This is a genomic window from Klebsiella sp. DY2415 (assembly GCF_026314315.1).
Taxonomy (GTDB): domain Bacteria; phylum Pseudomonadota; class Gammaproteobacteria; order Enterobacterales; family Enterobacteriaceae; genus Klebsiella; species Klebsiella ornithinolytica.
Map to the genome: position 1 here is coordinate 5,029,014 of NZ_CP111115.1, position 18,401 is coordinate 5,047,414.

Annotated in this window: 19 protein-coding genes; 3 read left to right on the top strand and 16 right to left on the bottom strand. The window is 56.8% G+C overall.

Features of this window, described 5'->3' with window-relative positions:
• The 12 genes from OQV00_RS23805 to pmbA all read right to left on the bottom strand — a co-directional run bounded on the left by OQV00_RS23805 (position 1) and on the right by pmbA (position 10,805).
• On the bottom strand, positions 1 to 1,911 hold the full coding sequence (locus OQV00_RS23805; protein ID WP_015585303.1) for a BglG family transcription antiterminator: 1,911 nt from the start codon (positions 1,909 to 1,911) through the stop codon (positions 1 to 3).
• A gap of 22 nt (positions 1,912 to 1,933) precedes the next feature.
• On the bottom strand, positions 1,934 to 3,085 hold the full coding sequence (locus OQV00_RS23810; protein ID WP_015585304.1) for a lactonase family protein: 1,152 nt from the start codon (positions 3,083 to 3,085) through the stop codon (positions 1,934 to 1,936).
• Between the two features lie 77 nt (positions 3,086 to 3,162).
• Positions 3,163 to 3,903 (bottom strand): 2-dehydro-3-deoxy-phosphogluconate aldolase, encoded by a 741-nt coding sequence (dagF, locus tag OQV00_RS23815; RefSeq protein ID WP_266279526.1) that lies wholly within the window; start codon positions 3,901 to 3,903, stop codon positions 3,163 to 3,165.
• Positions 3,900 to 5,018 carry a DgaE family pyridoxal phosphate-dependent ammonia lyase gene (locus OQV00_RS23820; protein ID WP_004857221.1) on the bottom strand — a complete coding sequence of 373 codons (1,119 nt, stop codon included), beginning with the start codon at positions 5,016 to 5,018 and terminating at the stop codon, positions 3,900 to 3,902. Before OQV00_RS23820 ends, dagF begins: the two co-directional genes overlap by 4 nt.
• Positions 5,002 to 6,135 (bottom strand): amidohydrolase/deacetylase family metallohydrolase, encoded by a 1,134-nt coding sequence (locus OQV00_RS23825; RefSeq protein WP_004857218.1) that lies wholly within the window; start codon positions 6,133 to 6,135, stop codon positions 5,002 to 5,004. Before OQV00_RS23825 ends, OQV00_RS23820 begins: the two co-directional genes overlap by 17 nt.
• A gap of 42 nt (positions 6,136 to 6,177) precedes the next feature.
• Complete coding sequence (locus OQV00_RS23830; RefSeq protein WP_004857216.1) at positions 6,178 to 6,819, bottom strand: DUF4310 family protein; 642 nt, start codon at positions 6,817 to 6,819, stop codon at positions 6,178 to 6,180.
• Positions 6,820 to 6,832: 13 nt separating this feature from the next.
• The gene (locus OQV00_RS23835) at positions 6,833 to 7,609 is read right to left on the bottom strand and encodes a DUF4311 domain-containing protein (RefSeq protein ID WP_266279528.1); all 777 of its coding nucleotides are present in this window, start codon (positions 7,607 to 7,609) and stop codon (positions 6,833 to 6,835) included.
• A gap of 21 nt (positions 7,610 to 7,630) precedes the next feature.
• Positions 7,631 to 7,930 (bottom strand): DUF4312 family protein, encoded by a 300-nt coding sequence (locus tag OQV00_RS23840; protein WP_004857212.1) that lies wholly within the window; start codon positions 7,928 to 7,930, stop codon positions 7,631 to 7,633.
• Between the two features lie 2 nt (positions 7,931 to 7,932).
• Positions 7,933 to 8,295: an SFCGS family glycine-rich protein gene (locus OQV00_RS23845; RefSeq protein WP_004098072.1), complete on the bottom strand. Its 363-nt coding sequence runs from the start codon at positions 8,293 to 8,295 to the stop codon at positions 7,933 to 7,935.
• Between the two features lie 11 nt (positions 8,296 to 8,306).
• On the bottom strand, positions 8,307 to 8,645 hold the full coding sequence (locus OQV00_RS23850) for a hypothetical protein (protein WP_015585305.1): 339 nt from the start codon (positions 8,643 to 8,645) through the stop codon (positions 8,307 to 8,309).
• Between the two features lie 311 nt (positions 8,646 to 8,956).
• Positions 8,957 to 9,346, bottom strand: coding sequence for a cytochrome b562 (cybC, locus tag OQV00_RS23855; RefSeq protein WP_192226647.1), 390 nt, complete (start codon positions 9,344 to 9,346; stop codon positions 8,957 to 8,959).
• 106 nt (positions 9,347 to 9,452) lie between these two features.
• Positions 9,453 to 10,805, bottom strand: a complete 1,353-nt coding sequence (gene pmbA, locus OQV00_RS23860; RefSeq protein WP_004857202.1) for a metalloprotease PmbA — start codon at positions 10,803 to 10,805, stop codon at positions 9,453 to 9,455.
• Positions 10,806 to 10,900: 95 nt separating this feature from the next.
• Here pmbA and yjgA point away from each other — a divergent pair, with 95 nt between their 5' ends.
• Both yjgA and OQV00_RS23870 read left to right on the top strand, forming a co-directional pair.
• Positions 10,901 to 11,452 (top strand): ribosome biogenesis factor YjgA, encoded by a 552-nt coding sequence (gene yjgA / locus OQV00_RS23865; protein ID WP_004857200.1) that lies wholly within the window; start codon positions 10,901 to 10,903, stop codon positions 11,450 to 11,452.
• A gap of 493 nt (positions 11,453 to 11,945) precedes the next feature.
• Positions 11,946 to 13,154: an aldose 1-epimerase family protein gene (locus OQV00_RS23870; RefSeq protein WP_054829135.1), complete on the top strand. Its 1,209-nt coding sequence runs from the start codon at positions 11,946 to 11,948 to the stop codon at positions 13,152 to 13,154.
• A 58-nt stretch (positions 13,155 to 13,212) separates the two neighbouring features.
• Here the strand turns inward: OQV00_RS23870 and OQV00_RS23875 are convergent, their stop codons facing one another.
• Together OQV00_RS23875 and mpl are read right to left on the bottom strand one after the other, a co-directional pair.
• The gene (locus OQV00_RS23875; RefSeq protein WP_004857197.1) at positions 13,213 to 13,734 is read right to left on the bottom strand and encodes a GNAT family N-acetyltransferase; all 522 of its coding nucleotides are present in this window, start codon (positions 13,732 to 13,734) and stop codon (positions 13,213 to 13,215) included.
• Between the two features lie 67 nt (positions 13,735 to 13,801).
• Positions 13,802 to 15,175 carry a UDP-N-acetylmuramate:L-alanyl-gamma-D-glutamyl-meso-diaminopimelate ligase gene (mpl, locus tag OQV00_RS23880; RefSeq protein ID WP_004857194.1) on the bottom strand — a complete coding sequence of 458 codons (1,374 nt, stop codon included), beginning with the start codon at positions 15,173 to 15,175 and terminating at the stop codon, positions 13,802 to 13,804.
• 175 nt (positions 15,176 to 15,350) lie between these two features.
• On the opposite strand from mpl, the gene fbp reads away from it, so the two are divergent.
• A complete protein-coding gene (gene fbp, locus OQV00_RS23885) occupies positions 15,351 to 16,349 on the top strand; it encodes a class 1 fructose-bisphosphatase (protein WP_004857193.1) in 999 nt (332 codons plus the stop codon).
• A gap of 39 nt (positions 16,350 to 16,388) precedes the next feature.
• Here the strand turns inward: fbp and yjfF are convergent, their stop codons facing one another.
• Both yjfF and ytfT read right to left on the bottom strand, forming a co-directional pair.
• The gene (gene yjfF / locus OQV00_RS23890; protein ID WP_004857190.1) at positions 16,389 to 17,387 is read right to left on the bottom strand and encodes a galactofuranose ABC transporter, permease protein YjfF; all 999 of its coding nucleotides are present in this window, start codon (positions 17,385 to 17,387) and stop codon (positions 16,389 to 16,391) included.
• Positions 17,374 to 18,399: a galactofuranose ABC transporter, ATP-binding protein YtfT gene (gene ytfT / locus OQV00_RS23895; RefSeq protein WP_004857188.1), complete on the bottom strand. Its 1,026-nt coding sequence runs from the start codon at positions 18,397 to 18,399 to the stop codon at positions 17,374 to 17,376. The genes yjfF and ytfT overlap by 14 nt, the downstream gene beginning before the upstream one ends.
• Between the last annotated feature and the right edge of the window lie 2 nt (positions 18,400 to 18,401).

Here is an 18,401-nt window from a genome sequence, read left to right on the forward strand (position 1 = left end):
TCAAAAACGGCTGACGCACTCCACCGCCACCGCTTTGAACTCATCGAAACTGCGTGTCTCGGCAAGCCGGGCCATCGCGCGCTCGCGCAGGAAAGTGACAAAAATATCGTAGATCGCCATCGCCTCTTCATACTCGCTTTTGCTGATCGCCAGCAGGAAGATGATATGGGCCGTTTCATCACCCCAGGCGATACCATTCGGCGCAATGACGGTATAGACCACGGTTTTTTGCGCCAGCAGGCCAAGGGCGTGAGGCAACGCAATACCGTCGCCCAGCATGGTGCTGACGATGGCCTCGCGTTCGACCACCGAGTCATGGAACCCGGCATCGACAAATCCTTCCTGCTGCAGCTGCTGGCACAGCCCGGCAAACAGCGTCTGCCGATCGATCGGCGCATCGATCACCTGGAAATGGGCCGCATCGAAATATTTATTCAGCACCCACGGACGGGTCCTGTCCACCAGCACCAGCTTGCCGATTTGATCCAGCTGATAATCGGTCGGAAATGGCGCAATGGTCACCACCGGCTTGTCTTTTTCACCAATCCGCACGGTCGAGATGACAAAATCTTCAGCGACCGCCGCCAGCTGTTCATACTCCCGCTGCGACAGGGTGGCGGCGATTTCTAACTGCGGATATTTACGCTGCAAAATGGCTTCGATCATCCGCACCATCGCATTGCTGGTATCGCATACCAACAGCACCCGCGGCTGCCGCTGATAGCCAATGTTGTAATGACGTTCCAGTCCGACGCCAATATGCAATACCAGGAAACCAATCTCGTTTTCACTGATGGCATAGGGCGTGTATTTCCCCCAGCTGGTCACCGCAGCGAGAGTCATGTCCCACGCCATCGGGTAGTGCTGCTTAATATTATCGAGCAGAGGATTGGGGATCATGATCTGGTAGCGGACCCGGGTGATCATGGTCTTAACGTGGGTCAGCAGATCGGCATGTAGCTGAGTGTCGTCCAGCAGGTTGTAGTTATACTGGCTGTTGATGTAGCGCAGAATGTAGTTTACCAGCGCTTCGCCATCGTCGGCGCTGATGGTACCCGGATCGATGTCCTGAACCTGACGGGCGGCAAGATGTACGCACAGCCACGCTTCCTCTGCCGGAGAGAGGGCCTTTCCCGCCAGCTGCTGCAGCACCGCAGCCAGATCCCGCGCGGCATCCCGCACGTTTTGCGCGACATCCTCCGCGCTGAATTCCGCCAGCGGATAACCCTGGCTGACGCGACGCACCGTCACTGCGCTGTACATCCGGATAAAGCGCTCGCCTTCATCGGTGAGGCGCACGTGGTGCCGGGTCAGGATCTCCTGCAGCATGTCCCCAAGCTGCTCCTGCACATCCGAATTCAGCGCTTCTTCATCGATCAGCGGGTTTATCCCCCCCTGCTGCGCCTGTTGCCATAACAGATCGGTCAGGCAGGCGCGAATCGATACTTCGCTGCCAAACAGCCTCATACCGTGCCGTGGGCGGGTCTCGAGAGTCAGCTGGTAGCGCTGAAAGCGCTCGCGCACTTCGGCCATATCGCTTTGTAACGTCGCCCGGCTGACAAACCACTCGTCCGCCAGATCTTCGAGCTTAATGGAGAACGCAGAGGTCAAAAAGCGCACCAGCAGAAAGTTGATGCGATCCGCCGCCGTACGCGGAATCTGCTGCGGCTTCGGCGCATGCTCTTGCAGAGTCTGGTAGCGGGCCGGGTCGTCGATTTTCAACTGATAGCCGCTGCCGCGAGTGAGTATGAATTGCGCGCCATACTCCACTAACAACGCGTTAAGCGCGGTAATGTCGGCGCGCACGGTACGAGTAGAAACCGACAGCCGCTGCGCCAGCTCATCCTGCGGCAGCGTTTCGTTTTGCAGCAAAGTAAACAGTTGCGCTAAACGTTGGTTGGGAAATCGCATGTCAGTTCCTTCATCTTACGGCTCAAGGTTGAGCGGATATCACCATCTGTGATGGGCTGCCTACCGGGGTGTAGTCCGGGGCAAAGGTCAGCTTACCGCTCTGAGGCGCCACGCTAAAACGGGTAATATTATCGCTACGCTGGTTCATGACGTACAGCCACTGCCCCTGATTATCCAGCGTCAGCGTGCGGGGGTAGTCGCCGCGGGTCCAGATATCTTCCTGATGACTCAGGCTGCCGTCGGCCATCACGCTAAAGTGCGCAATGCTGTTATGTAAACGGTTGGCGACATACAGCTGTTTTCCGTCGGCGCTCAGCGCCAGCCCCGCCGCGAAACTGGTGCCTTTATACGCTTGCGGTAACGCGGAGACCGTTTTGCCCTCGCGCAACAGCCCACTTTTCTTATCAAGATGATAGAACGTCAGCGTCGAGGATTCTTCATTAATCAGCCACAGACCATCCCCTTCCGGCGTAAAGACAAAATGCCGCGGTCCGGCGCCGGCAGAAGAGGCGGCGATAAACGGCGGATCGTTCGGCGTGAGCTTGCCGCTGCCGTTGTCCAGCCGGTACTGATAGATCCGATCCAGCCCCAGGTCGGTAGAATAAACATATTTCCCGCTCGGATCGGCGGCGATCATATGGGCATGGGGACCGTTATGATCGCTGATAGCAAAGCTCCCCTCGGCGGCCGCAGCCGGCCGTTCTGCGCCGGCAGGGCCCTGATCCTGATGGCTATCAACCGCCTCGCCGAGGCTGCCATCGTCTTTGATCGGCAGCACCGCCACCGTTCCGCTGACATAGTTTGCCACCAGCAGATGACGACCGTCCGGTGTCAGCGACAGATAGACCGGCCCGGCCCCCGCCGAAGAGACCTGATTGAGAGCGGTTAGCTCACCGTTGGCTTCAATCCGCCACGCCTGTACCACCCCTTTTTCCACTTCGCTGGCGGCATACAGGGTTTTACCATCATGCGATACGGTGAGCTGGGCCACATTCGGCAGCGAGCTGACCAGGGCCTTATCGCGCAGCGCGCCGGTTTTACCGTCGACGGTAAACCGGTAGAGGCCTTCGCCATTCGGGTTGTAGGTACCGACCCAGGCATAATGCGTTTGCGCGGAGGCGGTGGCAGCCAACAGAGAAAGTGAAGCAACAAGCAGGTGACGAGCGGTGGGCATAGTGACTCCTTGATGGTTCGATGGGGGGTTTCCGCACGCGTCTCTCACAAAGCAACGCGTGCGGCGGGACAGCAAACCTATTTGACGAGAGCTTTGGTCATCTCCAGCAGCTGGCGAACGTCCGCCGGACGGGTATTGCCACTGGCTTTATCAATAATCGAGCTATAAATGTGCGGAATAATTTTGCTGACGCCCGCGTCCAGCGCGATCTGCAAAATTTCACTGTAGTTTTCCAGATCGATGCCGCCGGTCGGCTCCAGCCAGAAATCATGGCGGGCGCAGGCCTGTGCCACTGCGACGAACTCATCGCGGTGTTTCAGGCCCCCCATCGGGAAGTATTTGATTGAGCTGCCGCCCATATCCTTCAGCAGGGCGATGGCGGTTTCCAGCGGCACAATGCCGTCCGCTACGCCGCTGCTCAGCGGCCCGGTCGAGATCTTAACCTTACCCGGTGTGCCGGTCGGCGACACCAGGCCGTTGACCACGGTCTGGTTCTGCCCGAGCAGCGCACGGCTGGCGCCGACGCCGGTGAACACCTGATTGACGTGCTGCGGCTGTACCTGACGCGAGATTTCGCTGACCATAGCCGACTGGTTCGGATCGCCCGCTCCCAGCCCTACTGAGAGTGCGTTATCGATGAGCTGCGCATATTCACGCATATCCGCCACCGCGCTCGCCACGTCCGGGTAGTTTTTGGAGAGCACGCCAACCAGAACGTGACCTTCCGCCGCCTCGTAGATCTCGCGGGCGTTGTCTTTGCTACCCGCCAGAACGTTCAGACATACCCGATCGCGGTAAAAGTTGGGGGTCAGTTTCATGCGTTTTTCTCCTTGTTCAGAACCTCGGCGATGCGACGAGAGACAATCTCCAGCTGCTGTGCGTTCACGCTGCGAACATCGGCTTCAATAATCCCTTCGTTGGCCTTATAGCCGCGGAAATAGATGGCGTATTCGCCCTGTTTCAGCGCGTCCACCAGTTCGCCGGTGGCGATGCCGGTAACGGCTTCATCAAATTTGATTTCGCTACGGGCGATATCACGGCCGGCGCTGTCCCAGACAACACGGGCGGTGACGCCATTAAGCGTGTTCAGCTGGTTAATGAACGGCGTCATTTTGGCAACCATCTCATCACCGCTCTCTTTACGCGCCAGCAGATAGTGTTCAATCGCGCAGGTCAGACCGAGGATCCCCTCTTTACCTACCTTCATCGCCCGACCAATACCCGCCGACTGGCGTTTCACCCACTCAACGTACTGAGTTTTCCCCACCACCAGACCGCTGGTCGGCCCTTCAATCGCTTTCGCGCCGCTGTAAATCACCAGGTCAGCCCCGGCCCGGTAGTAGCATTGCAGGTCTTCTTCTGCCGCCGCATCGACGATCAGCGGCAGGTTATGTTTGCGCGCCACGACCACCGCCTGCTCTACGCTGAGCATGCTTTTCTGCACGCAGTGGTGAGATTTGATATACAGAATCGCCGCGGTGCGCGGGGTAATCGCTGCCGCCAGCTGGTCAGCGGAACATTCGTTGGCGTAGCCCGCCTCCACCAGCTTACCGCCGCCCAGCGCGACCATCGAACCCACCGGCGCGCCAAAGTTGACGTTGTGGCCTTTCGGCAGCACGATTTCATTGTTCTCAATCGGCGTAACGTGCAGATTCTCCAGCAGCCAGCTGCTGTCTTTCACCAGCACCGCCGCGACCGACTGCGCGATCCCCGCCGAGGCGCAGGAGACGACGGTCGCCCCCTCCACATCCAGCAGCTGCGCAATGTATTCCCCGGTTTTATTCACCAGGTCTTTGATTTCGAAATAGTGATTCATGCCGCTCATCACCGCCTCCACCACTTCCGGACGCGGAGTGGAGACACCCAGCGCCGTCATGCGGCCGGAGGTATTGATGACTTGCTTGAGATGGTATTTTTCAAAAATCGAAGGCATTTTCCGCGCTCCCTTGTTCGGTCAGATAGCCCTTGCCTGCGCGAATCGCGGCAAGCGGCACCAGAATATTGTCAGCCTGCAGGCTCTCTTTTTCCGCGTCGACCAGTAACGTCGGCGCATGCTGCACGGTAAACAGCGTTAAATCGGCATCATAGCCCACGGCCAGCTGCCCTTTGCTCTTCAGGCGCAGCCCACTCGCGGCATTCACGGTGACACAATCAATGACCTGCGGCAGCGTCATGCCGATGGCGAGGAACTTCGACATCACCAGCGCCAGCGAGCGAACCGGGCCGTCAATACGGTTGCGGCAGTAAATATCGGAACTGATGCTGTGCGGCAGAATGCCCATCGCAATGGCCCGTCGGGCCACTTCGAAGCTGAAGCTGGCGGTACCGTGGCCGACATCAAGCCGCACGCCGCGCTGCAGCGCGCGGGTAATCGCGCTGCGCAGCTCACCTTCTGGCGTCAGGATGCGGTTCGGTTTGCCGTTATAGCAGTGGGTAATGATGTCGCCTGCGCTGAGCCGTTCGGCGATTTCGTCGAGGTTCGGCGGGTTGTTGCCGATATGCACCATCAGCGGCAGATCGCCGTTTTCCCGCTGGATGGCTTTCGCCCGCTCCAGCGGCGTAATTCCGTTCTCGCCGACAACGCTGCTGCTCATGCGCGCCTTCAGGCCGACGATAAAATCCGGGTGGCGTGCGACCGCCTGCTTCACCGCATCCGCGTCAATGTTGGCCATATTGGCCAGCTCGTTCTGGGCAATCAGCCCGACGCGGGAGATATTGAGCAGCGCATAAACGTCGGTAGCCGCTTCGCGGGTCAGCTGATAAAAGTCATCGACATCGTCTGCACCGGTGCTCCCGGCATCAATCACGGTGGTGACGCCGGTAGCAATACCGATGCTGTCCGGCTGGTCATGATAAATCGGTGACTTCGGGTAGCAGTGAACGTGGGAATCAATCCAGCCGGCGCTGACATAATAATTACCATGCAGATCGACGGTTTTGCGCGCAGACGCGCTAATCTCGCCCAGCGCGGCAATTTTTCCGTCCTGGATGGCGATATCGGTCAGGGTATCGTCGACGAGGCGCGCACGGCGCAGGAGTAAATCAAACATACGTATCTCCTGTTAAGGCGGGCGCATAGGCGCCCGTTGGTGTCACAGCGCTACCGGGAATAGCGAACCTAAAATCATTGCACCGAGGATGGCGCCGCCGGTGATCGGCTTCTGCCAGATGTAGAACAGCAGCGCGCCGACCAAAGAACCGATACCGATAGGAATTGAGGCGGTCATGGCGCTGAGGATAATCAACGGCCCGAGGAAACGGCCCGAGGCGTTACCGGCCCCCATCATCACATCGGCACCGTAGGTGGAGTCGCTCTGATTGATGGTGAACTTACGCGCCAGAATAATGATGTAGCCAATCGCCAGGCCCAGCGCGAGACCGGTCGCCAGCGAGGCGGCAAAGTTCGCCACCGGGAAGACAATACCAGCCCCGAGCAGCAGCGCCGGAACGCCAAGACCGACGCCGGTCTGAATCGCGCCGCCGATATCGAGGATCCCGACCAGCGAACCTTCGATAATACGGGCGAAGAGGAAGCTGGCGCCGAACGCGGCTACCGCGCCATAAGCGCCGGTATCAATACCCGCTTTCAGCATGGCCACGAAGGCCACTTCGTTAAATGCGCCGATGCCGTAGAGGTAATACATGTGGGTCCCGGCGAAAACACCGGACGAAAGCAGACCAACAAAAATCGGAAACGACCAGTCGGCATACCAAAAACCTTTATTCTGTTCCATTTAGAGGCTCCTGTTATTTGCCGCTGAGCGAGTTGTGGATCAGATCCAACCAGTTCGGCACGGTCAGATGGAAGGATTGCAGTGTCTTAATGTCAAAGCCGCGGAAGAAGGCGCTCAGGACAAACAGCGCAATAATGGCGGACATCATCACTTTGGTGACGCGGTTCCAGCCGCTCTCTTCTACGCCTTTACCGATCAGGATCCCCAGTACCAGGCCCGGTACGGCGTTGCCCATAATCAGCTGCGCCGCGCCGCCGAAAATAGTGGCCCAGAAGCCCGATTTTTTACCGGCGTCGATGGCTGCCAGCCAGAAGATAACCGGCATTACGGTGTTAACCAGCAGGTTGGCCGCCGGGACCAGCACCTTCACCGCGGTGACCTGCAGCGCTTCCGGTACGGAAGAGGCGGTCAGGTTTAAGAAGGCGACCACCAGCATGCCGATGATGCCGCAGGCAATCGCCATTTTCTTCGGATCGTGCAGCGTTTCGCCGACGTTACGATTTTTCAACATCAATGCCGCAGCGCCCCAGTTCGGGATAATGCGGTGATCGACGTCCTGGGTGAATGAGCCTGCTGCAACGGAAGAGGCCCAGGCGTTAAAGAAGAATCCCAGACCAAAGGAGAAGTGAGAAGCCGGATCGCCTTCGCGGGAATTCAGCTCGCCCAAGGTACGAAACGCCCCCATCCCCTGGGTGGTAGGCGCATGAAACATGCGTGCCGCTCCGGCGCCCACTCCGACGCCGACCAGGCCGCCGATAATGAGCGATTTTATTAAAATTATCAGGAACATAGTTTAACCCTATGATGAAATTCAGGTTTGCGTGACGAAATCCACTTTATCGACATTAATGGCCGTCACGTTGACGGTGACATCCAGCTCCACGCTGTAGGTCCGTCGTTCACGACGCAAAAAGAAGAACAGAAACGCTTCTTTGCGCGTCGCTTCATGCGCACGAACAACCTTCACATCCTGTGGCTCAATACGCAGTAAGATATGCGGCGAGGTTTTCATCACCGCTGCCTGTACATGGCTCAGGGCGTCGGCGAAGGCCCGTGCTTTGCTTTCGCCTTTACCCTTCACGCTCACCGTCGTGGTGAATTGCTCTTTCATGCTCACGCGCCGTATTTCTTTTTCCAGGCTTCCACCAGGCGCTCGCCCAGCTCTTCTTTATCCATAAAGCCGAAACCCAGTACGTTGTAGCCTTCGTTGATCGCAGTCACGCCTTCGTCAACGGAGCGCATGCCATATTTTGCCTTGTAGCCGTGCTTGTTCTGCGCAGTGATGGCGCCTGCGCCGCCGCTGCCGCAGAAGGAGATGCCGAAGGTGGCGTTTTCTGCTTTCATCATGTCGCCGAGCTTCATATCAGCGGCAACACCCGGTACAACAACAGCACGAGCACCGGCTTTTTCCGCGCCAGCGGCCACTTTTTGCCCTTTACCCAGGCGGTCGCCAATTACCACAGTAATCTGTTCCATTTTATTGCTCCTTACAGGTTGTCTTTTGCTACTTCGAAGTGGACGGACAGCAGCCAGGACTCTTCTTCTGGCAGGTTGCCGAATTCCGCGACCACTTCGCGGGCCAGCATCATTGAATCTTCTGAAATTTCTTCAAACAGGCTGGCATCCACTTCCGGCAGCGGCTCGCCGCTAATCGACCGGTGGGCCATCGCCCGCACGTGGGAAGTCAGCATCTGCTCCTGGACGGCGTTGGGGATGATATTGCGACGGCTTAACAGTGCATAAACCCGTGGCAGCATCTTCTCAGCCAACTGCTCCGTTTGCTTTGCCTGTTCCCCTACGTCGTTTATTACCGCTCCGTTATTCACTTGTGTTACCCCGTTGATGTCTCTGGGGATAAAACTAGCGCCGGGGGGAAGGAGTTTGTAGCGAGTTGTTTTCCACTTCGAAGTGGAAAGGCGGACGGCATGCGTGATCTATTGCACATAATCGACGTGAAACTGTCGCGGAGAGGACGTTTTGGGCGAAATCACGTGATGAGCATCACAAGAAAATCATTGCGTTGGCGGTTGCCGTTGCCTGAATAAGCGGAAAAGAAAAAGGGAAAAGTGTGATGCCAGCAGGGTTTTATCGCGGGAGACAAGCAGGAGGTCTCGACAGAAACCTCCTGTAACAGACGTTAACGGTATTTCTGATGGTAGGTATTACGGGTTGTTTTGAACCCTTCAGCGGCAGCCTGCGCCTCTTTTACTTTACCTTCCTCCGCCAGCTTCAGCGCACCGTCAATCTGACCAATCAGAATATCCAGACCGTGACGATAGTCTTTCATTTCCGCACTGTCCGCCGCTTTGCCTTCCAGCTTCTGCGGGGTGGCTTGCTGCGCATCCACGGCGGCACTGCGCATCTTCGTCAATGCCGCTTTCAGTTCGCCCGCATCGGAGGTCTTCTGCACCACCTGCAGGTTTTGCGCGATAGTATCCATATCTTCGCCCAGTTCAGCGGCGAATGCCGAAACAGACCCCATCGTAAGGGCGGAGACGGCCAGCATTGCTAACAGTTTTTTACGCATTGCTCACATCCTTTTTTATTATTTAAGCAAACGGGCGCCGCAGGGAGCGCCCTTCTGTACAGATTATTCTGCAAACTGGATGGTGAATAGTGGGGATAATCCGCTATTACTGTCCGGCGATTTTCATCTCAGGCAACAGCACGGAACCGCACTGGATATTGCTACGCGTTTCAATATCGTCACCCACGGTCACGATATTACGCCACATATCTTTCAAATTGCCGGCGATGGTAATTTCGCTTACCGGATACTGAATTTCACCATTCTCAACCCAGAAGCCAGAAGCACCGCGCGAATAATCGCCGGTCACGCCACTGACACCCTGCCCCATCAATTCGGTGACGACAAGTCCGGTGCCCATCTCTTTAAGCAACTTTTCAAAACTCAGACCGCGGCCGTTAATCCGCCAGTTATGAATGCCGCCCGCGTGTCCGGTGCTCTTCATGCCCAGCTTGCGCGCCGAGTAGTTGGTCAGCAGCCACTGCGTCAGCACGCCGTCTTTAATAATGTCACGACGTTCCGTGCGCACGCCTTCGCTGTCGAACGGCGTCGAGGCCAGTCCTTTCAGCAGATGCGGATGCTCTTCAATCGTCAGCCACTCCGGCAGAATCTGCTGGCCGAGGGAGTCGAGCAGGAAAGTGGATTTGCGATAGACCGCGCCGCCGGCGATAGCGCCGACCAGGTGACCAAACAGCCCGGTGGCGACTTCGTTGGCAAAGATAACCGGTGCTTTCATCGTCGAGAGTTTACGCGGCGCCAGGCGCGACAGGGTGCGGCGGGCGCATTCGTCACCGACCCACTCCGGGGTATGCAAATCTTCGAGCGCACGGCCAATGGTGTAAGCGTAATCGCGCTCCATATCGCCGTTCTCTTCCGCGATAACGCAGCTGGAGAGCGAATGGCGAGTTGAGCAGTAGCTCTGCAACATGCCGTGGCTGTTGCCGAACACTTTAATGCCGTAGTGGCTATTGAAGCTGCCGCCTTCGGTATTGGTAATGCGTTTATCCGCCTGCAGAGCGACCTGTTCCGCGCGCGCGGCCAGCTCGATTGCCTGATCCGGAGTCACTTCCGCCGGATGGAACAGGTCAAGATCCGGGGCGTCAAAGGCCAGCAGCTCTTTATCCGCCACGCCGGCAAACGGATCCGGGGAGGTATAGCGGGCAATATCCAGTGCCGCCTGTACCGTGCGGGCTATCGCCTGCGGGCTCAGATCGGTTGAAGAGGCGCTTCCCTTGCGGTTCTGATGATAAACGGTGATGCCTAACGCACCATCGCTATTAAATTCTACGTTCTCCACCTCGCCGTAGCGGGTGCTGACGCTGATGCCGGTGGTTTTGCTGACGGAGACTTCCGCACCGTCTGATTTGCCTGCCGCCAGTTCCAGCGCCGTGGTCACGGCCTCTTCCAGCGTCTTGCGCTGTTGTGCAACTTGAGAGATGACTTTCATCGCTAATGCCATAATGTAGGAAGGTGTTAAGTGAAGTCTAACAGAGAACCGTTTTTCAGTGCGCGCCTTAACTGGTAACATTAGCCTCTTTTTTTAAGGAGCCTGAGATGACTAAGCAGCCCGATGACTGGCTCGACGACGTGCCCGGTGATGACGTTGAAGATGAAGACGATGAAATTATCTGGGTCAGTAAAAGTGAAATTAAACGTGACGCGGAAGAACTGAAGCGTCTTGGCGCTGAAATGGTTGAGCTGGGAAAAAACGCGCTGGATAAAATCCCGCTCGATAGCGACCTGCGCGACGCCATTGAACTCGCCCAACGTATCAAGAAAGAGGGTCGCCGCCGCCAGATGCAGCTGATTGGTAAAATGCTGCGCAGCCGCGATGTCGATCCGATTCGCCAGGCGTTGGACAAGCTGAAGAACCGTCACAACCAGCAGGTTGCGCTGTTCCATAAGCTGGAAATGATTCGCGATCGCCTGATTGAAGAGGGTGATGATGCGGTCCCGGAAGTGTTAAACCTGTGGCCTGACGCCGATCGTCAGCAGCTGCGTTCGCTTATCCGTAACGCCAAAAAAGAGAAAGAAGGCAACAAGCCGCCGAAATCCGCGCGCCTGATCTTCCAGTATCTGCGTGAACTGGCTGAAGGCGAAAGCTAACTCCGCGTTTGCCCGCCAGATTTTCCCGGAGGCGGCGCTTTGCGCCTGTCCGGGCTACCGGATAACGCTGTACCTGTAGCCCGGCAAGCGATAGCCTCGCCGGGAATATCCGCTCTCTACGCGCGCCCTCACCTTCATTCCTCATTCCTGATTCCTCATTCCTGATTCCTCATTCCTGTTTCCTCATTCCTGATTCCTCATTCCTGTTTCCTGTTTCCTGTTTCCTGTTTCCTGTTTCCTGATTACCGCCCTGGCGTTCGCCCGGTTTTTACCATTCCCCAAAAAGCTGAATCGTTAAAGCTAATGATGCTTAAATTCACATATTTAAAGTCGAATTAATTTCATGTTGCTTATAAAAAGCGATATTTATCGCATTTAAAAATTTAAAAATGCGCATTTACTCACCAGGTGAGGCACTTCACGTTTTAATCGGCCACTTGCAATTAGATTCCCTTCATCGGAAACACAATCGATTCAGCAAAAGGGATGAAAAATGAAAAAGACTCTGATTTTGACGGCCATTTCCATGCTTATTTCCGGTCAGGTAGCGGCGAAAACGTGGGTGCTGACAAGCGCTGAAAGCGGCACTGACAAAGGAAACTGGCAGATAACAAGCGATCAGCTGAAGATAAAAGATCGCGATTTCAGCATTGAGCAAAAAGTCCTCCACGGCGGCAAACAGGAAGGCAGTAAAATTCTGGTCATCCGCAGTAAAGATGGCCTGACTATCGCCCTCAGCCCGACCCGGGGCATGAACCTGCTGAAAATTGAAGGTTTCGGCACGCGAATGGGCTGGGATTCACCGGTGAAAGAGGTCGTCAATCCGGCCTTTATCAACCTCGAAAGCCGGAACGGGCTGGGCTGGCTGGAAGGTTTCAATGAGATGATGGTGCGCTGCGGCTATGAGTGGACCGGCCACCCGGTCGCTGCTGACGGGCAAATTTATACCCTGCACGGTAAAGCCGGGAATACGCCGGCATCGCAGGTGGAAGTCGAAGTGGCGGATACCGCCCCGTATGAGATCCGCATTCGCGGGCTGGTGAAAGAGAGCACCTTCAAAAAAGCCGATTTGCAGACCATGACCGAACTGCGCTATGTCCCCGGCAGCAACAGCTTCAGCCTGCATGATGTCTTAACCAACCACGCGGATTACCCGCATGATTACCAGATCATTTATCACAGCAACTTCGGTACGCCGATTCTGGAAGAGGGAGCGCGTTTTCTGGCACCTATGTCCAGCATCAGTCCGTTCAACGACTATGCCAAAGCGGGCCTGAAGACCTGGCAAACCTACGCCGGGCCGACCAAAGGGTTCGACGAGATGGTATTCAATATTCAGCCGCTGGCGGATGACAACCACCAGACCCTGGCCGCGGTGGTTAACAAGGCGGGAGATAAAGGGGCGTCAATTCAGTTTGATACCCGCCAGCTACCGGTGCTGACGCTGTGGAAAAACACCGACAGCGAAAAACAGGGCTACGTCACCGGTATTGAGCCGGGCACCAGCTATGCCTATCCGGTCACCATTGAGCGCGAACAGAAACGCGTGAAACAGCTTCAGCCAGGAGCCAGCACGCAGTTTGACCTGACCTATACACTGCTGCACAGCAGCGAACAGGTTGCCGACGTTGAGAAGAAAATTGCCGCAATTCAGGGTGATACCAAAGTGGCAGAAGACGAAACGCCTATCGCGAAGGAGTAATTTAACACCTGAAGCATGCCCCGGGTTGCGGCCAACGCGTTGGACCCGGGCAGCCTGCCTACGCCATCACCACCTGACGTAAATCCTCAGCAAAACGCCGATACTGCGCTTCATCAACCGCCTGAGGGTAGCCCAGCACCAGCAATGCATGATCGGCGATGCCGGCATGATAGCTCGGGTGAGAATGCGACCACGAACTGGCGCGAAAGCCCATCGTTTCATAAAAACGCAGCCGCTTATGGGCAATGTCGCTGGTTAACGGGTCGATTTCCAGAATGGTCAACGGCGCGCGTTCAAGGATCCCGGCCAGCAGGCGTTTGCCATAGCCGCGAGAGCGCAGCGTATCGTCAATCGCCAGATGTTCAATATAGCTGTAGCCGCTAAACTGCCAGCAGCCGCTCAGGCCAATAAAGAGCTCCCCGTCAAACCACGCTTCCAGCGCATAGCGCGGATCGCGCAACGCCTGCTGCTTTGCCGCCGGTTCTCGCTGTTCATGCCACGGAAACGCTTTGACGTACAGCGCATCAACGGCAGAAAAATAAACCGAGTCGATAGCGGTGATTTTTTTCGCTGTGAGCATGACAAATCCAGAGTCACAAAAGGAGATCTGCCCTCGCGCGGAGGGCAGAACGGGACAGGCCGCGCAGTTATTCCGCTGCGGCGGCTTTGCTGGCCAGCTTATCGAGCAGCTTCTGATGAATGCCGCCAAAACCGCCGTTGCTCATCACCAGAATATGATCGCCCGGGTGCGCGGTTTTGACCACCATATCGGCCAGGACATCGACATCGGCGCTCCAGTGCGCAGGCTGCACGCAGGCGTCCGCCACTTCCGCAACCTGCCACGGAATGTGCTGCGGCTGCAGCAGGAACACTTCGTCGGCACGGCCCAGGGACGGCGCCAGATCGTCTTTGCACACCCCCATTTTCATGGTGTTGGAGCGCGGCTCCAGTACCGCGAGGATTCGCGCGGTTCCGCCGACTTTACCGCGCAGCGCCTGCAGCGTCGCCAGGATCGCCGTCGGATGATGGGCGAAATCGTCATACACGGTCACGCCGTTTGCTTCGCCGCGCAGCTCAAGGCGGCGACGTGCGTTGATAAAACCGCCCAGCGCATTGGCGGCATCGGCCGGCAGCACGCCAACATGACGAGCCGCGGCAATCGCCATCAGGCCGTTATGCATGTTGTGTTCACCGACCAGATCCCACTTCACTTCCCCGGCTTTCTCGCCGTCCAGCCAGACTTCCCACTGCGAAGCATCGGCGTTGAGCTTCTTCGCCTGCCAGTGGCCCTGCTCGCCCACCAGCTCCTGCTCGCTCCAGCAGCCCATCGCCATCGTCTGTTTCAGATTGATGTCGTTTTCCGGCAGGATAATTTTGCCTTTACCCGGCACAATTCGCACCAGATGATGGAACTGTTTCTGAATCGCTTTCAGGTCGTCAAAGATATCCGCATGATCGAATTCAAGGTTATTGAGGATCAGCGTACGCGGGCAGTAGTGGACAAATTTGGAACGTTTATCGAAGAAGGCACAGTCATACTCATCGGCTTCGATAACGAAGAACGGGCTGTCGCCCAGACGGGCGGAAACATCGAAGTTACCCGGTACGCCGCCGATCACGAAACCAGGCTTATAGCCACAGGCTTCAAGGATCCATGTCGCCATTCCCGCGGTGGTGGTTTTCCCGTGGGTACCGGCAACCGCCAGAACCCAGCGATCGCGCAGGACGAAATCATGCAGCCACTGCGGGCCGGACATATACGGAATGTTATTTTCCAGTACCGCTTCGACGCACGGATTGCCGCGGGTCATTGCATTACCGATGATCACCAGGTCCGGCCGGGGCTCCAGCTGGCTGGCATCATAGCCTTGAATCAAATCGATGCCCTGGTTTTCCAGCAGGGTACTCATTGGCGGATAGACGTTAGCATCCGACCCCGTTACCTCATGACCGAGAGAACGAGCCAGCATCGCCAGTCCTCCCATAAACGTGCCACAGATACCTAAAATATGAATGCGCATTCGTCGTTTCCCTTTTTAATCTGGGGCACATTTTACCCATATGTACGGCATCAGAGAAATGCATTTCAGGCGAATCCGTTTTTTGCTGGCGCGATTCACCTGTGCGTATTTTTTTTATTCTTTGTTAAGATTGTTGCGTTCGTTTTACTTCACATAAACATGCAGGGAACGGGTTATGAAAACGTTAGGTGAATTTATTGTCGAAAAGCAACACGAGTTCTCCCACGCAACCGGCGAGCTTACTGCTTTGTTGTCGGCGATAAAGTTAGGCGCCAAGATCATCCACCGCGATATCAACAAGGCAGGTCTGGTCGATATCCTGGGTGCCAGCGGTGCTGAAAACGTCCAGGGTGAGGTACAGCAAAAACTCGACCTGTTCGCCAATGAAAAATTGAAAGCTGCACTGCGAGCGCGCGATATCGTGGCAGGGATTGCCTCCGAAGAAGAAGATGAGATCGTCGTCTTTGAAGGCTGTGAACACGCGAAATACGTGGTGCTCATGGACCCTCTGGATGGCTCCTCTAACATCGACGTTAACGTCTCCGTCGGGACTATCTTCTCCATCTACCGTCGCATAACTCCGGTTGGAACACCGGTCACCGTTGAAGATTTCCTGCAGCCGGGCAGCAAGCAAGTCGCGGCAGGCTATGTGGTTTACGGCTCTTCCACCATGCTGGTCTATACAACCGGCTGCGGCGTACATGCCTTCACCTACGATCCTTCTCTTGGCGTATTCTGCCTCTCTCAGGAGCGCATGCGCTTCCCGGAGAAAGGCAACACCTACTCCATTAACGAAGGTAACTACATCAAGTTCCCGATGGGCGTGAAGAAGTACATCAAGTTCTGTCAGGAAGAAGATAGCGCAACCCAGCGCCCCTACACCTCGCGCTATATCGGCTCGCTGGTGGCGGATTTTCACCGCAACCTGCTGAAAGGCGGCATCTATCTGTATCCGAGCACCGCCAGCCACCCGGACGGTAAGCTGCGCCTGCTGTACGAATGCAACCCGATGGCGTTCCTCGCGGAACAGGCGGGCGGTAAAGCCAGCGATGGTAAAGAACGTATTCTCGATATCATCCCAACCAGCCTGCACCAGCGTCGTTCTTTCTTCGTCGGCAACAACCATATGGTTGAAGACGTCGAGAACTTCATTAAAGAGTTCCCGGACGCGTAACGCTTCCCTTCCCCTCCCGTTCGGGAGGGGAGTTTTCCGCTAACGATGCGCCGTTCCGCTCACCCGGGTAACCGGGGAATTCTGCCGGTTTTCCCACAGCACCGTCAGACCACGCTGCAAGGCGATAAAAACAAACAGCAAAATCCCGATGGCAATTTTTGTCCACCATGAGCTCAGGGTGCCGTCGAAGTTAATGTAGGTCTGAATCAGCCCCTGAATCGCCACCCCGAACAGCGTTCCCAGCACCGTCCCGACGCCGCCGCTCAACAGCGTGCCGCCAATCACCACCGATGCGATCGCATCCAGCTCAACGCCAACGCCGGCGAGAGCATACCCGGCCTGGGTATAGACAGAAAACACGATCCCCGCCAGCGTCGCCAGCCCGGTGGACAGCATATAAATTCGAATGGTCGTACTGCGGGTCGAAATGCCCATCAGGTTCGCCGAGACCGCGCTACCGCCGATGGCGTAAACCTGGTTACCGAAGCGGGTGCGATGGGCCATAAAGATACCCGCCACCACCACCAGCAGCATCAGCAGCCCCATTGCGCTCAGACGTCCGCCGCCGGGAATCGTCCACGCCAGCCCGGACAGGGTGTCATACAGCGGATGATCGATAGGAATCGACTCTTCGGACACCAGATAGCTGACGCCGCGCAGAAAGAACATCCCGGCGAGGGTAATAATAAACGCCGGGATTTTCAGCGCATCGATCAGCCAGCCCATCAGCGCACCAAACCCGCAGCCCATCGCCAGCACCAGCGGGAATGCCAGCAGCGGATCGACGCCCCAGGCACCAATGGCCTTCGCCAGAAACACGCCGGTGAAGGCGATAACCGATCCGACCGAAAGATCGATCCCGCCGGAGAGGATCACGAAGGTCATGCCGACGGCAATGATGCCCAGAAAGGCGTTGTCAGTCAGGATGTTGCAGATAACCCGCGTCGAAGCAAAGCCGGGAAACTGGGTCAGGCAGTACAGATAGCCCAGCACAAAGACGGCCAGGGTGATCATCAACGGTAAATTACGTTTTATCATGGCCGCGTACTCCTTTCAGTAAGCCAATAAAGCGCGGCGACTGGACGATCAATACGCACAGAACCACCACCGCCTTCACCACCTGATTCATCTCCGGCGGGAAGCCCGACAGCAGGATCCCGGTATTCATTCCCTGGATGATCAGGGCTCCGACCACCGAAAGTAGCAGGTTAAAGCGCCCGCCCATCAGCGATCCGCCGCCGATCACCACCGCCAGGATGGCATCCAGCTCCAGCCACAGCCCGGCGTTATTGGCATCGGCACCGCGAATGTCTGCCGCCACGATTATTCCGGCAATCGCCGCGCAGATACCGCTCAGCACATAGGCCAGCATCACCACAATCCGGGTATTCACGCCGGCGTTTTTCGCTGCCCGAATGTTGATCCCCACCGCTTCGATAAACATCCCCAGCGCCGTTTTACGGGTGAACAGCCAAAACAGCAGCAGCGTCGCGGCCGCGATCAGGACCGGTGTCGGCAACAGCAGCAGCGAACCGCTCCCGAGCCAGGCCAGGTGCGGTGAATCGAAGGTCACGATCTGCCCGGAGGTAATCAGCTGCGCGACGCCGCGCCCGGCAACCATCAGAATCAGCGTGGCCACGAAAGGCTGGATCTTCAGGATCGCGACCAGAATACCGTTCCATAAGCCCGCCAGCGCCCCCGCCGCCAGGGAGGCCAGCAGCACCACCGGCAGACTGTGTCCGGCAACGGTCATCGAGGCCGCTGTCGCGCCGGCAATCGCCATCACCGCGCCAACCGACAGATCGATTCCGCCGGTAGCAATTACCAGCGTCATACCTATCGCCAGCAGCGCCACCGGTGCCGCGCGGTTGAGAATATCAATCGGGCTGCCGAACAGGCGCCCGTCCTGTAACACAATCTGAAAGAAGTGCGGCGCCACGAAGCTATCCACCACCAGCACGAGGATCAGGGCGATAATTTGCGGCATACCTTTCGGCCAGCTGAAGCGCCGCTTTGGCTGGCCGGTTTGTGGAACTGATCGAGGCATCATGG

Coding starts and splice junctions, on each gene's coding strand:
- OQV00_RS23805 (WP_015585303.1), bottom strand. CDS start 1,911: ATGCGATTTCCCAACCAACGTTTAGCGCAACTGTTTACTTTGCTGCAA.
- OQV00_RS23810 (WP_015585304.1), bottom strand. CDS start 3,085: ATGCCCACCGCTCGTCACCTGCTTGTTGCTTCACTTTCTCTGTTGGCT.
- dagF (WP_266279526.1), bottom strand. CDS start 3,903: ATGAAACTGACCCCCAACTTTTACCGCGATCGGGTATGTCTGAACGTT.
- OQV00_RS23820 (WP_004857221.1), bottom strand. CDS start 5,018: ATGCCTTCGATTTTTGAAAAATACCATCTCAAGCAAGTCATCAATACC.
- OQV00_RS23825 (WP_004857218.1), bottom strand. CDS start 6,135: ATGTTTGATTTACTCCTGCGCCGTGCGCGCCTCGTCGACGATACCCTG.
- OQV00_RS23830 (WP_004857216.1), bottom strand. CDS start 6,819: ATGGAACAGAATAAAGGTTTTTGGTATGCCGACTGGTCGTTTCCGATT.
- OQV00_RS23835 (WP_266279528.1), bottom strand. CDS start 7,609: ATGTTCCTGATAATTTTAATAAAATCGCTCATTATCGGCGGCCTGGTC.
- OQV00_RS23840 (WP_004857212.1), bottom strand. CDS start 7,930: ATGAAAGAGCAATTCACCACGACGGTGAGCGTGAAGGGTAAAGGCGAA.
- OQV00_RS23845 (WP_004098072.1), bottom strand. CDS start 8,295: ATGGAACAGATTACTGTGGTAATTGGCGACCGCCTGGGTAAAGGGCAA.
- cybC (WP_192226647.1), bottom strand. CDS start 9,346: ATGCGTAAAAAACTGTTAGCAATGCTGGCCGTCTCCGCCCTTACGATG.
- pmbA (WP_004857202.1), bottom strand. CDS start 10,805: ATGGCATTAGCGATGAAAGTCATCTCTCAAGTTGCACAACAGCGCAAG.
- yjgA (WP_004857200.1), top strand. CDS start 10,901: ATGACTAAGCAGCCCGATGACTGGCTCGACGACGTGCCCGGTGATGAC.
- OQV00_RS23870 (WP_054829135.1), top strand. CDS start 11,946: ATGAAAAAGACTCTGATTTTGACGGCCATTTCCATGCTTATTTCCGGT.
- OQV00_RS23875 (WP_004857197.1), bottom strand. CDS start 13,734: ATGCTCACAGCGAAAAAAATCACCGCTATCGACTCGGTTTATTTTTCT.
- mpl (WP_004857194.1), bottom strand. CDS start 15,175: ATGCGCATTCATATTTTAGGTATCTGTGGCACGTTTATGGGAGGACTG.
- fbp (WP_004857193.1), top strand. CDS start 15,351: ATGAAAACGTTAGGTGAATTTATTGTCGAAAAGCAACACGAGTTCTCC.
- yjfF (WP_004857190.1), bottom strand. CDS start 17,387: ATGATAAAACGTAATTTACCGTTGATGATCACCCTGGCCGTCTTTGTG.
- ytfT (WP_004857188.1), bottom strand. CDS start 18,399: ATGATGCCTCGATCAGTTCCACAAACCGGCCAGCCAAAGCGGCGCTTC.